The organism is Metabacillus sp. SLBN-84, assembly GCF_053629595.1.
The window spans coordinates 420441-436086 of record NZ_JBRJIP010000001.1; the positions used below are offsets into that span (position 1 = coordinate 420441).

The 15646-nt window shown below is 46.2% G+C and carries 14 protein-coding genes; 12 read left to right on the forward strand and 2 right to left on the reverse strand.

The window, feature by feature from the left end:
• The first annotated feature begins 401 nt into the window (after positions 1-401).
• Positions 402-1538, forward strand: a complete 1137-nt coding sequence (locus tag RKD52_RS02095) for a S1C family serine protease (RefSeq protein WP_454098471.1) — start codon at positions 402-404, stop codon at positions 1536-1538.
• Between the two features lie 87 nt (positions 1539-1625).
• Here the strand turns inward: RKD52_RS02095 and RKD52_RS02100 are convergent, their stop codons facing one another.
• Both RKD52_RS02100 and RKD52_RS02105 read right to left on the reverse strand, forming a co-directional pair.
• Positions 1626-2378, reverse strand: a complete 753-nt coding sequence (locus RKD52_RS02100; RefSeq protein WP_454098472.1) for an HAAS domain-containing protein — start codon at positions 2376-2378, stop codon at positions 1626-1628.
• A gap of 4 nt (positions 2379-2382) precedes the next feature.
• On the reverse strand, positions 2383-2715 hold the full coding sequence (locus tag RKD52_RS02105) for a PadR family transcriptional regulator (RefSeq protein WP_454098473.1): 333 nt from the start codon (positions 2713-2715) through the stop codon (positions 2383-2385).
• Between the two features lie 198 nt (positions 2716-2913).
• On the opposite strand from RKD52_RS02105, the gene RKD52_RS02110 reads away from it, so the two are divergent.
• The 11 genes from RKD52_RS02110 (at position 2914) to RKD52_RS02160 (ending at position 15633) form a co-directional block, all read left to right on the forward strand.
• The gene (locus tag RKD52_RS02110; RefSeq protein ID WP_454098474.1) at positions 2914-3486 is read left to right on the forward strand and encodes a hypothetical protein; all 573 of its coding nucleotides are present in this window, start codon (positions 2914-2916) and stop codon (positions 3484-3486) included.
• A gap of 296 nt (positions 3487-3782) precedes the next feature.
• On the forward strand, positions 3783-4499 hold the full coding sequence (locus tag RKD52_RS02115) for an alpha/beta hydrolase (RefSeq protein WP_454098475.1): 717 nt from the start codon (positions 3783-3785) through the stop codon (positions 4497-4499).
• A 4-nt stretch (positions 4500-4503) separates the two neighbouring features.
• On the forward strand, positions 4504-5805 hold the full coding sequence (locus RKD52_RS02120; RefSeq protein WP_454098476.1) for an ABC transporter substrate-binding protein: 1302 nt from the start codon (positions 4504-4506) through the stop codon (positions 5803-5805).
• A 71-nt stretch (positions 5806-5876) separates the two neighbouring features.
• Complete coding sequence (locus RKD52_RS02125) at positions 5877-6611, forward strand: N-acetylmannosamine-6-phosphate 2-epimerase (protein WP_454098477.1); 735 nt, start codon at positions 5877-5879, stop codon at positions 6609-6611.
• Positions 6565-7416: a MurR/RpiR family transcriptional regulator gene (locus RKD52_RS02130; RefSeq protein WP_035319428.1), complete on the forward strand. Its 852-nt coding sequence runs from the start codon at positions 6565-6567 to the stop codon at positions 7414-7416. Before RKD52_RS02125 ends, RKD52_RS02130 begins: the two co-directional genes overlap by 47 nt.
• A 27-nt stretch (positions 7417-7443) precedes the next feature.
• Positions 7444-8334 (forward strand): ROK family protein, encoded by an 891-nt coding sequence (locus RKD52_RS02135; RefSeq protein ID WP_454098478.1) that lies wholly within the window; start codon positions 7444-7446, stop codon positions 8332-8334.
• Positions 8331-9206, forward strand: a complete 876-nt coding sequence (locus tag RKD52_RS02140; protein WP_454098479.1) for a carbohydrate ABC transporter permease — start codon at positions 8331-8333, stop codon at positions 9204-9206. The genes RKD52_RS02135 and RKD52_RS02140 overlap by 4 nt, the downstream gene beginning before the upstream one ends.
• 4 nt (positions 9207-9210) lie before the next feature.
• On the forward strand, positions 9211-10101 hold the full coding sequence (locus RKD52_RS02145) for a carbohydrate ABC transporter permease (protein ID WP_454098480.1): 891 nt from the start codon (positions 9211-9213) through the stop codon (positions 10099-10101).
• Positions 10102-10151: 50 nt separating this feature from the next.
• Positions 10152-11576, forward strand: a complete 1425-nt coding sequence (locus RKD52_RS02150; RefSeq protein WP_454098481.1) for a DUF4127 family protein — start codon at positions 10152-10154, stop codon at positions 11574-11576.
• Between the two features lie 141 nt (positions 11577-11717).
• Positions 11718-14018: a glycoside hydrolase family 10 protein gene (locus RKD52_RS02155; protein WP_454098482.1), complete on the forward strand. Its 2301-nt coding sequence runs from the start codon at positions 11718-11720 to the stop codon at positions 14016-14018.
• A 55-nt stretch (positions 14019-14073) separates the two neighbouring features.
• Complete coding sequence (locus RKD52_RS02160; protein ID WP_454098483.1) at positions 14074-15633, forward strand: FAD-dependent oxidoreductase; 1560 nt, start codon at positions 14074-14076, stop codon at positions 15631-15633.
• The last annotated feature ends 13 nt before the right edge of the window (positions 15634-15646 follow it).

The following is a 15646-nucleotide window of genomic DNA, read 5'->3' on the forward strand; positions in this document are numbered from 1 at the left end:
TCTTTTCATATCATTTAATTTCCATATTTTATAGTATAAGGCAGAAAGTCGGATAGATGAATAGGATGATGGGTGTTAGTTTTGAATTTGCGTAATATGACAAATTCGTTAAGTGATCAATTATCAGTATTAAATGGTTAATTGTGTAAAGGTAAAAGTTGTGAAATCAACTAAGCTCTTATACAATGAAACTAGTAAAATAGTCCTTTTACGGGGGTGGCGGATTGTATTGTCAGAAATGTGGAAGTCCGGTATCGCAGAGGTCTGCGTATTGTACGGGATGCGGAAATAAGAGGAAGCAGAAGGCAGGCAAGGGATTGTGGGCTTTAACCATCATGATGTTGCTTATTTGTGCTGGAGTTATTGGATATTTAGGGCTGGAATTAACGGAACAAAAGCCATTGGAAAAAACAGCGGCAGAAAAAACAATCAGCAAGCAGCCGCCAGAACCACCGGTTAAAGAAAAGCCAGTGAAGAAGCAAGAGGCGGTACCGGCAGCAGCTGAAGTGGAAAAAGCCCCAAGAGAAGTGTCAGAGATTATCCTGGATGCTCAGCCAAAGGTGTTCACGATCTTCAGTGATTACGGCCAAGGGTCCGGCTTTTTAATTAATGAATCAGGTGACATTTTGACAAATGCGCATGTCGTCGAAGGCAGTCTCGATGTGACAGTCCGAAGCAGCCAGGGGGAAGAACTCACCGGTTTAGTCATTGGCTACAGCAATGAAGTGGATATTGCTGTGATCAGGGTGCCGGAGCTTGCCGGCCAAGAGCCGCTGGAACTGGAGCTTGCAGAACCTTCTAAATTAGGAGATGAAGTGATTGCGCTCGGAAGTCCAAAAGGCTACGAAAACACAGCAACACTGGGGAATATCAGCGGGGTTGGCCGGACATTCTATATACCTCCTCATGAATATGAGGGCATCTATCAAATTTCAGCTCCTATTGCTCCTGGAAGCAGCGGAGGGCCTCTGCTGGATAAAACGACTGAAAAGGCCATCGCGATTAATTCTGCGCGGGACAATCAGGAGGTTAACATCGGCTTCAGTATCCCGCTTTATCAAGTAATGGACCAAGTCGCAGACTGGGTAAATCAGCCGATGACAGCAGAGGAAGTGGCAGCTTTATTCTATACAGCGGACGGACTGTATTTTTATCAGGACCTTTATGATAACGAGTACTATTTTGACGGCGGCGAGTATAGTGACGAGTTTGAGAATTACGATTATGACGAGTCTGAAGATGAATACTATGAAGAGTATGATGAAGAAGAGTTTTCTGATGACGGGTACATGGAAGAGTACGAAGATGTACCGGCAGATGACTACACTGAAGAAATGTGGGATGAACCTGCTGAAGAGATGCCGGCAGCTGAAGACGAATTTTTAGAAGAAGATCCTGAATATCCGGATGGGTACTATGAAGAGCTGCCAGTAGAAGAAGAGCCAGTAGAAGAGGAACCCGCACAGGATGAACCTGCTGAGCCGGCCGATTTTGAAGAAGAGGGAGATGGGGAAATTTCTAACGGAGAAAATAATTAAGAGCCAGTCCTGCTATGTTGCGTACATTCACGTTTATTAAAATAAAAGAAAGAAGCTGAAAACATAAATTTCAGCTTCTATTTTTTATTAAGCTTCCTTCTTCAGACGCGTAAATTCAACTATTATAAAACCACCAATCAATATAGATCCAATAATCATTCCATAGATCTGTTGATCCATTTCTGGCAGTTCGGTGAACGAAAGCAAATAGGCGGGGATATAAAGAGCAGCGAGGACAACGGGCAATACAAGCGTTTTGGCCCAGATTGAAAAACCAGTTAAAAAGACTCCCAGCAGCACACCCACGATCGCACTTCCTGTATTGCCTAAGTGAATGACTGGAGTCTCAATGAACGCATCACCGAGCATGGTACCTCCGATAAACAGCATACTCAAGGTAATTGGCAGTAGAAAAATGAGCATTTCCTTCATACGGCTCACTTGACGGCTTGCAGTAAAACGGAATGTCCAGAACACACTTCCTAAAAATAAGAGGGTGCTGAGCAAACTGCCAATGATGAACCAGAGGCTGTATTGAAGTGGGCCTTCCATTAGGTCACCGGCACCCAGATATGAAAGTCCGCCCGCTGCAATGAGAGGAATTAACTTTGTCCATGCTGCCAAATCGAATGACATTTCCGCATTTAGCTGTTCCATGTATTCTTTTGGTGAACGCCCGACAATCGCTTCAATGGATTTCCCGTCTGACTCAGCCTCCACTAAGTGATCTCGAAGTTCTTCAACAATGGCTTTTATTTCTTCCTCTTTTTTACCGCTCGAAAACAAATAAATACGTAAATCATCTAAAAATCGATTACTCTTCATTGATAGCTGTGCCATGCGCCTACTTCCTTTCGATTTCATTCTGAATGACATTGCCTACGCTCTCGGCTAACACGTTCCACCTTGTTAAGAAAGATTCAAGTTCATGTTCACCCTTGGTTGTCAGCGAGTAATATTTCCGCTTAGGACCTGCTGTTGATTTTTTTTGCACCGACGTTACAAGCTCTTCCCGCTGCATACGTAGGAGCAATGGATAAATCGTTCCCTCACTGACCTCCCCAAAGCCATGTTCCGCTAACCGCTGAGCCATTTCGTAGCCATACACTTCCTTTCGACTAATGATCGCCAGCAGGCAACCATCTAAAATTCCTTTCATCATTTGCGTCTGAGACATTCTTTTCACCACATTTCACTATCTTGTTTTGCAAGGTATGTGTTAATCATACGATCGGTTACCTTGTAATGCAAGAGTTATTTGTAAAAAAATTCTAAAGGATACAAGACTGGCCTTTTTTATGATAAAAAAACGATTTTACGTTTTTGACAGACCGATTTGGAAACGTATAATGAAAGTAGAATGGAGGTGGGAAAAGTGAATCAGGAACAAGCAGATCGAATGGAAGAAATGATCTCAACTCTTATTACAATGATGGGGAGCTTTAAGAGCGAGATAAGAAGCGAGGTCACTGAAGTAAAAGCAGAAATAACCGGAGTGAAAACAGAAATAAACGAAATGAGAACGGAAATAACCGGAATTAAGACAGAAGTCAAAGAAATAAAAACAGAACTAACTGGAGTAAAGACAGAAGTCAAAGAAATGAAAGCAGAACTAACTGGAGTAAAAACAGAAGTCAAAGAAATGAAAACAGAACTAACTGGAGTAAAGACAGAAATCCAAGAAATGAAAACAGACATAACTGGAGTAAAGAAAGAAATCCAAGGAATGAAAACAGACATAACTGAGATGAAAACAGAAATAGACGGAATAAAAAACTCGCAGCTTTCCGTGCAGGAACAACTCCGACAAATACGCGAGGAAAACAACGAGCGTCACTCAGAGATCATCGCCAGATTCGAAATTTTAGAAGCCAATCAGGAGCATACCTGGGAAAAAACTGTGATGAACGAAAGAGACATTGCCGTGATGAAGAAATTGGCGAAATAATGCCCGCAATCTTATAAATCCTCAAATGAATATTTCCTCTTTAAAAACTTCAAGTCATTTCTAATTTAACTATTAATCTTGAGCCAATCAACCGATTGGCTCTTTTCCTTTACTCAAGCAGGGGTCAGTCCCGCGCTGCATTAATACGTTAATGCGGAGCGGGACTGACTCTTTTTGGAGCAATTCTCCACCAAATAAAATATTTTTGAAGAAAATATTCACACAATTCAGAATAGGTGTTATACTTCTTATCAATAGGCGGCTGTCTATGATTCAGGGGTGAGAGGAAGTTCGATATGTCTTTTAAACTTCGAGAAATTGATTTTTTCAGTCGATGTCTGCAAAGGGAGATGCAGTTTTATTTGCTTGAGGATCAGGCCTTTGAGCAAAATGAGAGCGTTTTCGTTCTGTATGTGCAGGATGGGCTGGATTACCTGGAGATTGGGGAGCTCGAGCAGAGGCTTGGCAGGCTCATGGAGAAGCCGCTGCTGATTGTGCTTGTTCCGCCGGGTGATTCCATGCAGAGGTACGCCTGTTATCATCCGAATGGGGAGACGCACGGCGAATATGTGTCGTTCTTTCTGGAAGAGCTGCTTCCGTTTGTGGAAGATCAAGTGCTTAGCGGTAAGCGCGTGGTGAAGCAGGGGATGCTAGGTGATTCGCTCGGGGGAGCGGTCAGTGTTTCCATTTTTCTTAGAAATCCTGAGATTTGGACGCATTTGCTGCTGCAGTCTGCCGCATTTTCTCCTGTTCATTTTGAGGAGGTACACTCGCTTGGCAAGCAGAGCAATCTCCATGTTCATCAGCTTGTTGGTTTGAAGGAGGATGACTTTGTTTCTCCGATCAGCCATCAGCGCTTATGGATACTGACGCGCAATCGCCTGATGCGAAAGGCATGGACTGAAAAAGAGGCTCAGTTGTCGTACATAGAAAAAGACGAAGATCACGTATGGACTTTCTGGAAGGATCACTTAGAAGAAGCGTTATTATTTTTTGCCAATCAAGGGGGATGAAAAGGTGAAGAAAAGCTTGCGTTTACTTATTCTTGGATTGACCGTATTTATGCTGATGTTTGCAGCAGCCTGCAGCGACGGCACAGAGAAAGCGAGTTCAGATGATAAGAAATCAGATGGACCGATTGAGATTGAATTCTGGACGATGCAGCTGTCTCCGACATTTGATGACTATATTAACGGCGTCATTGCTGATTTTGAAAAAGAGAATGAAAACATTAAGGTCAAGTGGGTGGATGTTCCGTGGGGAGACATGGAGAAAAAGATTCTTGCATCTGTTGCCTCTAAAACGGCTCCTGATGTAGCAAACCTGAACCCGCAGTTTGCGGCAAAGCTTGCTGAGCTTGATGCGCTCGTCGATATGGATGAGGCGGTTGCGGATGATGTGAAGAGCCAGTATTTTGAAGGCGTATGGAAGTCCAACACGTTTGACGGAAAAACATTCGGTATTCCGTGGTACCTTTCTTCTCAAGTAACGATGTACAATACGAAGATTTTTGAAGAGGCAGGGCTTGATCCGAATAAGCCGCCTGCAACGTTCGAAGAGCTTGCAGAAGTTTCTAAAACGATTAAAGAAAAGACGGATAAATATGCGTTCTTCCCTCCGTTTGACGGAAGCCACCTCCTTGAAACGATGGTGATGAAGGGCGTCGATCTGACAAATGAAGAGATGACAAAGGCTGCGTTCAATACACCTGATGGAAAAGCAGCGTTCCAATATTATGTGGATTTATACAAAGCTGATCTAATCCCGCGCGAAGTGCTGACAGAAGGCCATGGAAAAGCGATTGATATGTACCAGGCAGGCCAGCTTGCCATTCTTGCGAGCGGTCCGCAGTTCCTGAACACAGTTAAAGAAAATGCGCCGGATGTGCTTGCAGCGACAAAGACGGCTGTATCGATTACCGGTGAAACGAACAAGAAGAACGTAGCGGCTATGAACCTTGTGGTGCCAAAGCAGAGCGAGCATCAGGATGCGGCTGTTGAATTCTCTGTTTTCCTGACGAATGCTGAGAACCAAATTGAGTTTGATAAATTGACTACAATCCTGCCGTCCGTTGAGTCAGCGCTTGAGGACCCTTATTTCACAGAGCTTCCTGAAAATGCGACTCCGATTGATGAGGCACGCATCGTTTCAGCTGAGCAGCTGAAAGAAAGTGAAGTGCTTGTTCCGCCAATAAAGGGCTACGATGAACTGAAAAATGCCATGAATGAAGCGATGCAGGCTGCGATGCTTGGAGAAATGTCCGTTGATGATGCTCTCAAGCAGGCAGAAGATAAATGGAATGAAATTTTAAGTCAATAAGGCAGGGAAGGGGGGAAACTCCCTTCTTTTTTCCACAAACGGGTTCATGTCAAAGTTACGGGGAGCACAGGATGGAGAATCTATTCAGTCAGATAAAGGGAAAGTTGATCGTTTCTTGTCAGGCGCTAAAAGAAGAGCCGCTGCACGGTCCGGCTATAATGGCAAAGATGGCAAAGGCGGCAAAAGAAGGCGGAGCAGCTGCCATCAGGGCCAACAGTAAAGAGGATATTCTAGCGATTAAACAGGAAATCGATTTGCCGGTGATTGGCATTGTCAAACGGGATTATGGGGACAGCGAAATCTACATTACCGCCACAAAGCGGGAAGCGGATGAGCTGATAGCAGCAGGTGTTGAGATGATTGCTCTGGATGCAACGAAGAGAAAACGTCCATCGGGTGAGACACTAGAAGGGCTTGTCTCTTATATCCATCAGCACCATGTGCTTGTCATGGCGGATATTTCTACGCTTGAAGAGGCTCTTTACGCGGATAAAATCGGGTGTGACTGCGTTTCGACGACGCTCTCGGGTTATACCTCCTATTCAAGACAGGAAACGGGTCCTGATTTTACATTAATACAAGAAGCTGCACAAAGCGTGAACGTTCCGGTGATTGCAGAAGGTAGGATCGGAACACCGAAGGATGCGGCAAGGGCTCTTGCAGCCGGCGCCCATGCGGTCGTTGTCGGCTCTGCCATTACAAGGCCGCAGCTGATTACGAAAACTTTTACTGACGGTTTACTGGAAAGAGGAGATCGAATTGACGGAAACATTTACATCAAAAGGGAAGCTAGCTGGTCTCATTAACAGCTATTACCCCTCTTTAACAAAGTCAGAGCAGAAAGTGGCTGTCTATGTTCTTGAACACATGGATCAAATTCTGTATTTCTCGGTAACGGATCTGGCGGATGCGGCTGAGGTCGGCGACACGACGGTTCTCAGGTTCTGCCGGAAAATCGGGACCAAGGGATACCAGGAGTTCAAGCTTGCGATTGCGAAGGATTTGTCCCAGCAGGAGCAGGAAGAAGACAGCGGAGAGCAGCCGAACGGACTGATTACGTCCATTGCGGCTCACACGAAGCAAGTTATCGATGAAACGGTTCAGCTGCTGGATGAAAAAAAGCTGGAGGAAGCACTCGTTCTTTTGTCTGAAGCAAAATCGGTTCATTTTTTCGGAGTCGGCACTTCAGGGCTTACCGCTCAGGATGCTAAAAACCGTTTTTTGAGGATCGGGAGACGGACGGATGCCATTATTGATCCGCACATTCAGGCGATGACGGCAGCGACATTGACTGAAGAAGATCTTGTCATTGGCCTGAGTGTGTCAGGAAGCACGAAGGATACGCTGGAATCGCTGAAAATTGCCAGCGATAACGGAGCGAAAGTGATTGCCGTGACGTATTATGCCCGTTCACCGATTACAAGGCTTGCAGACTGTGTGCTGATCAGCGGAGGGAAGGAATCCCCGCTTGAAGGCGGGTCACTTGGGGCAAAGATTTCCCAGCTTTTTGTGATTGATTTGTTGTGTACAGGGCTTGCATTACGAAACAAATCCGCGTCTCTGCTCATGAAAGAAAAAACGGCACAGGCCGTTGTAAAGAAAATCTACTGACGCATGTTTTCCGGGGGGATGGCAGAGGTGTACGTGATAGGACTGGATATTGGCGGGACGAAAATAAAAGGATGTATAACAGATCAGCATGGAGTTATGTTAAATCGTTTTGAAACCGTAACACCTATCAATGAGGGCAGAGAAGGGATCCTGTCTGCTGCTTCGTTCGTCATTGATTCCCTTCTCACAGAAACAGACAAGGTGATTGGAATTGGGATCGGATCAGCCGGCAGAATCAATGAACGGACGGGAGAGGTTGTTTTTGCAACGTCAAACCTCCCAGGGTGGCAGGGAGTCAATCTTAAGAAGGTTTTTGAAGATATGTATAAGCTGCCGGTGTTTGCTGTTAATGATGCAAATGCTGCTCTGTGGGGAGAGGCTTTGCATTATGGGGAGGAAGACTTGGTGATGCTGACCCTTGGCACGGGTGTTGGCGGGGCAAACCGAATACGGGGAACCGTGCTATCTGGTGCTCATCACCAGAGCGGCGAGTGGGGACATGTTGTCCTTGTTCCAAATGGACGTCTGTGCAACTGCGGACGGAGAGGCTGTGCGGAGCAGTACCTTTCCGGGACGGCTCTTAACACCATAATCAATGAACGCACCAGCTGGAAGCAGGTTCGGGGATCAGCTGTCTTTGATTTGTATGCAGGCGGCGATCAGGAAGTGGTTCCGGTTGTTGAAGAATATATGGAGTATTTGGGGGTTTTTATTGAAAATATTGCTCATGGCATCGATCCAAATGCTGTGATCATTGGCGGAGGAATTATTGAATCCAAGGAGCACTGGTGGAATCGATTACTGAAACGGGTGGAAGGTGTCAGGGTGATTCCCGCTGTGCTTGGAAACCAGGCGGGAATGATCGGCGCGGCACAGCTTGTCTTCCATTCATTAAAAAGCGGGGTGAGCGGGCGATGAAGCAAGGGAAAATAACACCGTATCTGTTCCTGCTGCCGGGCTGCGTCATTCTTGGAGCATTCATTTTTTATCCGATGCTGCAGGCAATCTGGCTCAGCTTCACCAACTACAACATGGTGACAGAGGCGGAATTTATCGGAACGGAAAATTATCAGAATTTGTTTGAAGATGAGCTGTTTTGGAAGGTGCTCGGGCAGACGCTGCTTTATTTGGTCATAGTGGTTCCCGCACTTGTCATCCTTCCTATTTTTATTGCGATTCTTGTAAACCAGCAGATCAGGGGAATTGCTTTTTTTAGGTCCGCCTATTACATACCTGTTGTTACATCAATGGTCGTTGTCGGGATTACATGGAAATGGGTGTACGCAGATCAGGGTGTGCTGAATTATTTTCTTGAATCACTTGGGATTATCGGAGAACCAGTACACTGGCTTACTTCAACCTCAACCTCAATATTTGCAGTTATGGCGGTAACAGTCTGGAAGGGCCTTGGCTATTATATGGTTATTTATTTGGCGGGACTGCAGGCCATTCCTGGAGATCTCTATGAGGCGGCCGACATCGACGGTGCAAGCAAGTGGAAGCAGATTCTCCATATTACGATTCCGCTGTTAATGCCGTCCATTATGATCGTGACGATTATGTCTTCCATTTCAGCGATGAAGGTGTTTGAAGAGATTTATGTCATGACAGGCGGCGGACCTCTGAACAGTACAAAAACGCTGGTTTTCTATATTTACCAAGAAGCATTTGAGAATTTAAAGATGGGATATGCGAGTGCCGGGGGAGTCATTTTATTCCTGATTACACTTGTCTTTTCAATCTTGAATATCAAGTTCATGAATAAACGCGAAACGGCGATGAGGGGGTGAGGCAATGGAACTTCAGCGAAATCAATCACCTGCAGTCGGGGTGAAAGTAAACATGAAGAAAAAATGGAATGCGAAAAAGATCGTCCGGCTGACTTTGACGTATGCCCTGCTGATCTTCGTCACTTTCCTGACAGTCGGTCCATTTCTTTGGCTGCTTGCAACGTCCCTTAAATCGGGCAGTGAAAATATCTTCGCCTATCCGCCTCAGTTCATTCCTGAAAACCCGACGCTCAGCAACTACTCGCAAGTGATGGACACCTTCCCGTTTTGGCGGTATCTGGGGAACAGCGTCATCGTATCGGTGCTTACGGTTCTGCTAAACATTGTGCTGTGCTCACTTGCTGCGTATCCGCTTGCCCGGATGAACTTCAGAGGTAAAAACCTTGTTTTCCTGCTGATCATCAGCACGATGATGATTCCGTTTCAGCTGCTCATGATTCCGATCTATCTGCTGTCGCTTGATCTTGGACTGCAGAATACGTATGCCGGTCTCGTTCTTCCTCATGCGACAACAGCGTTCGGTATTTTCCTCATGAGGCAGGCCTTTTTGACGATTCCGTATGAGCTGGATGAGTCTGCGAGGATGGACGGAGCGAATGCGTTTCAGATTTGGTGGAAAATCCTTATGCCGCTTGTGAAGCCTTCTGTCGTGACGCTTGCGATCTTTATTTTTGTCATGGCGTGGGGAGATTTTCTGTGGCCGCTGATCATTACAAATGATCAGAACATGTACACACTGCCGCTTGGAGTGAACATGCTTGCAGGAAGCTTTTCAAGCAACTGGAGGCTGATTGCCGCAGGTTCCATCATTTCGATCTTGCCAATTATTCTTTTCTTTGTAGCGATGCAGAAGTACTTTATTGACGGCGCCATGAAAGGTGCTGTGAAAGGATAGAAAAAAGAGGGAGGTGGATGATCATCTCCCTTTTCAAATGAGGTGAGAGTGTGAACTGTAAATTGGCTTTATTGCCTGTTGATGCGCGCCCCGTGACAAGGGATTTGCCTATCCATCTTGCGCAGATTGGTGGATGGGAGATCATTGCGCCGGACAAAGGATCCCTGGGATTTTTGAAAGAGCCGGGGAAGATTGAAGATCACAGGAAGTGGCTGCTTCAGACAGCGGATGAAGTGGGCGGGTTTATTCTTTCTATTGATATGCTGCTATATGGAGGGCTTGTACCTTCGAGGGTCAGTGCTGCTTTGATAGAAGAACTGGCGAAAAAACTGCAACTTTTGAAAGAAATAAAAGTTCGGTATCCAGATAAACCGCTCTATGCGTTCAGCTCCACAATGAGGATTTCCAACAATTATGTGAATGAGGAAGAAAAAGAGTATTGGAATCAGTACGGGGAAGAGCTTTGGACTTATTCGTACCACAGTCACCGCTTCGAAAAGACAGGGGATGAAGTGTCAAAAAAGACAGTGGATCAGCTTCGTATTCCCCAGGGAATTTTGTCGGATTATACCGAAACAAGAGAGAGGAATTTCAAAATCAATCTTCAGCTCCTTGATTATGTGGAGGATGAGATTCTCGATTTTCTTGTTTTCCCCCAGGATGATACAGCTGAATATGGCTTTAATATCAGGGAACAGGAAGTGCTTGCAGGTGAAGTGCTGGAGCGCGGGCTATCATCCAGAGTGCTCATATACCCTGGAGCAGATGAGGTGGCCTCAACACTCGCCGCGAGGATGATTTATCAGCTTGAAAACGAAATCCAGCCTCGCTTCTACCCGTTTTACAGCGGTGAGAAGGGTGCACTTCTTCACGCCATGTATGAAGACAGGCCGATCGCGGAGTCTGTAAAAGGCCAGATTTTTGCAGCCGGCAGCCATACGGTTGATTCGGCAGCTGAAGCCGAGATCTTGCTCGCCGTGAATGTTCCGGGAAAAGCGCAGGGAGATCTTGCCCTGCAGAAGCATCTTGGGGGCGTTCATACAGCTGACCGGAACGTGGGTGAGTGGATTGCGCGATTGAAGTACTATCTCCGTACAAAGCCGGTTGCTGTCGCGGACCTTGCCTATGCTAATGGAGCAGATCCAGCGATGATGATGCCGCTTTTGGAAAAAGTCAATCTGCTGGAGCTTTCAGGATTTGGTGCATGGAATACGGCTGGAAACACTCTGGGAACGGTTGTATCACAGGCTTGTTTGCGGCATTTAGCTGTAAAGAAAGGGCTTCATACAGAAAGGAAGCACCAGGAGCAACTCTTAGCGAGAGCGGCTGAGGATTATCTGTATCAAACGGTTGTGAGACAGGCCGTGAGAAAGCAGATTGATGAAGAGAATGCGAATCTAGAGGAGCTTGTGAAGCTTGTCAGCGCTGAATTTTTAAAGGCGGTGGAGAGTTTTAAAGGTGAAACAGGGTTTTGATTTTAATGTAGAGGACATTCATTTGCCTTGGAACCGGACGTTTGAAATTGGGTTTACTTTGAGGAGGTGAGCGGGGGAAGCTGAACGAAAAAGAACAATGGGGATGTTCTTTATCAAAGGTGAGAAGGGGAGAAATTTTTCATGAGCAAACGGGTTAAAACGTGGATTGTTTTTGCTGTGATCGCTGCATTTGTTCTTTCATACTACCCAAGTTTACAGCCGCAGGCAGCATTTAAGGAAAATCTGATTAAGGCGCAAAACGGACAGACCTTCCAAATCAGCGGGTTCAATAAAATCCGCGAGGCCAATCAGCTGATTGTGTATACACCGGAGTTTGGGACCTCTACTAAAAACAATCAGTGGGGTATTGAGATTATTGTTAAAAATGATGTGGTGACAGAAGTTAGAGATGCTGGCTTGGGACTGGCGGATGCAAAGATTCCTGCAGACGGATATGTCCTTTCCGGACACGGTGAAGCCCGCACGTGGCTTTTAGCCAATGTGAAGCTGGGTGAACGGACTGAGATCCTCTATGACGTGATTTCAGAACCGAGAAAAGAATCGACAACCTCCTTTAACAAGCTGAATCCGGAGGCGCCGTTTGAATTCCCGGGCGGACGCGGCGCAGATGAGCTAATCGTTTATACAAAGGATTACGGCTATGACACAACCGGAACCAATCAGTACGGTGCTGAAGTCATTGTCCGCAATGGCATTGTTGTTGAAATGTCCGGAAGCAACTCGCCGATTCCGGATGATGGCTTTGTGCTGTCAGGACACGGAAAGGGGAAGGACTGGCTGCTGAAATATACGCAGGTTGGAGCTAAAGTGACATTTAATGAGGAAAATAAGACTGTAACGGCTGTCATTGATGCGAGTGCCTATATCAATGCAGCGGAACTGGTTCTGAACAAAGCAAAAGCTTCACTTGCCTCTGCAAAAGAACAATTCCTTGATATTCCGGAAGCGGATGCTGAAGCTAAAATTGCTGAGGCGGAAACGGTGATTGAGGAAGCGAGACGTGCTTTTGGAGATGAGAACTGGGAGAGCACGATGGAGCTTTCAGAACAGGCGGCCCTTCTTTCAAAAGAAGCTTATTTTTACAGTGTAGAATCTAAAAAAGTAGATGCCCGGGGAGTTTGGCACCGCCCTGTTGAAAAGAATCGTGAGGAGATTATAAAAACGCTTGATCGTCTGGAAGCTGCAAACTATAACCTTCTTTTCCTTGAAACGTACTTCCACGGCTATACGATTTACCCAAGCACAAAAGCTGAACAGAACCCGCAGTTTAAGGGCTGGGATCCGTTAGATGTATTTGTCGAAGAGGCTAAAAAACGCGGTATTGAAGTGCACGCGTGGGTTCATACCTTTTTTGTCGGACATGAATCACTGAATCCTCCCGGCCCTGTTTTAGAAAAACATCCGGAATGGGCGGCAGTTGACCGTCAGGGTGATTTGCCATCTAAGAAAGAGGTTGGCTACTACTGGCTGAATCCGGCACATCCTGAAGCGCGCGACTTTTTATCAACTGTTTTTAATGAAATGACGGATGAATATGAGGTAGAAGGCCTGCATTTAGACTATATCCGCTATCCTGTGAGCCAGCCGTACGATGTCGGCTTCAGCTATGATGACTATACACGCGGAGAATTTAAGAAAGAAGCAGGTGTTGACCCGCTTGAGATAACGCCTGCAAGTGATCCTGAAAACTGGGAAAAGTGGAACAAATGGAGAGAAAGGCAGATTTCAACGTTTGTTGAGCGGATACGCGGTGAAATGAACGGCAAACAAGTCGATCTTTCAACTGCCGTTTTCCCGGAAGTATCAGATGCCATTGATGCGAAATTCCAAAACTGGGTGGAATGGGTAAACGAAGGACAGCTGGACTTTATCACACCGATGGTCTATTCAGTGGATACAAACTATGTGGAGCGGACATCCCGTGAATTCATTGAGCGCATGACATATCCTGTTTTATCCTACATCGGACTTGCCCCGTTTGTAGGGTTTGACGATGCGCTTCTTGTCAGCCAGGCGGACGCAATAGGCAATACAGGAGCAGCAGGTCAGGTTCAGTTCGCCTACCATACGCTTCAGGACCAGCATTTCCATGCCCTTGCTCTTGGACCGCAGCGGAACAGCGCGATTGTGCCGCACAGAAATCCGGTTCAGTCAGCGACCGTCGCATTAGAGGAGCTTTCCCGCAAAATGAGTGAAATTTACGTTGCGAAAAAGGGGATTGAACCGCAGCATGCAAAAATCATTGATGTTCAGCTGAAGCAGGCACAGGCTAAATTAGAGAAATCGCAGAAAGAACAAGCGCTGAATCATATTGATCAAGCTGAAAAGCTTTTAAATACGGTCAAAATGCACGCAGATCAGAATGTGAAAACTCAGATTGAAAAGCAGCTTGATGATGCCAGAAGGTACCTGGCTCAATAATGAAAAGGTCCTCCCCAATATGCGGGAGGACATCTTTACATAGGGGGAAACAGCCATGACGGAAATGAAGGCGGATATCATCATTATTGGCGGGAGCCTCGGCGGAACACTTGCCGCATTCTCTGCAGCCAAATCTGGCAAAAAGGTCATTTTAACGGAAGAAACAGACTGGCTTGGAGGCCAGCTGACGAGTCAGGCTGTTCCGCCGGATGAGCATCCGTGGATTGAACAGTTTGGCTGCACACAAACGTACAGGGAATTCCGCAATCGGGTACGGGATTATTACCGCAAAAACTATCCATTGAAGCAGGAAGAAAAAGAAAATCCAGTTCTTAACCCTGGGAATGCATGGGTCAGCAGGCTGTCGCATGAGCCGAAAGTGGCTTTGACCATTCTGAACGAGATGCTTTCACCATATGTGAACAGCGGACGGATTTCGGTTATCTATTCAGCTATGCCTGTGGATGCAGAGGTTGAAAACGATGTGATTCAGTCAGTTACAGTTGAAAAGACCGGAACAGGTGAACGTATTTTGTTAAAGGGACCTTTTTTGATTGATGCAACAGAATGCGGAGATTTGCTTCCCCTGACAGGTGCTGAATACGTAACCGGTGCGGAGTCACGAGCGGAAACGGGTGAGGAGCATGCAGGTGAAGTGAGCCGGCCGCAGGATATGCAGTCCTTTACGTTTGTCTTTGCTCTTGAGCACATTGATGGAGAGGATTTCACCATCGAAAAGCCGGCTCAGTATGAATTCTGGAAGGAGTATCAGGCTCCCTTTTTGAAGCATAAGCAGCTGAGCTGGTTTATTCCGGATACTCATACAGGCAGCTCAAAGGAATTTGCCATGTTCTCTCATGAAGATTCATGGGGGCTGTGGGACTACCGGAGAATTGCGGATCAATCATCTTATCAGGACCTCTATGAAGGGGATATTTCTCTTATCAACTGGCCCCAAAACGATTATTGGCTCGGTTCCATTATTGATGTGGATGCAGATGAAAAAGAAAAGCATTTGTATCAGTCCAAGCAGCTCGGCTACTCGCTCTTGTATTGGCTGCAGACTGAGGCACCTAGGTCAGATGGCGGCAAAGGCTACCCGGGGCTTCGGATGAGAGGAGATGTACTTGGAACGGATGACGGGTTTGCGAAGTATCCGTATATACGGGAATCTCGCCGAATCGAAGCGGTTCACACCGTAGTGGAAGAAGATATCAATGCAAATCTGCGGGACTCCATTAAAAAAGTAAAAGACAGCGTCGGCATCGGCTGTTACCGGATCGATCTGCATCCAACCATTGAAACAAATACCTTTTTCTATGCAGAAAGCTTCCCGTTTGAAATCCCGCTCGGCTCGCTTATTCCTGTGCGGCTTCAAAACCTGCTTCCTGCCTGCAAAAACATCGGCACAACCCACCTGACAAACGGATGCTTCAGAGTCCATCCCGTTGAATGGAATATCGGTGAAAGTGCAGGTTACCTTGCAGCATTTGCAGCTGATCACAATGTGACGCCTAAGCAGGTTCTTGAGCAGGAAGATTTGTTGCGAAGCTATCAATCTATGCTTGAGAAGAATGGGATTGTGCTGCATTGGCCGGTCGTTGGGGCAATCTGATAATTAGTTTAGC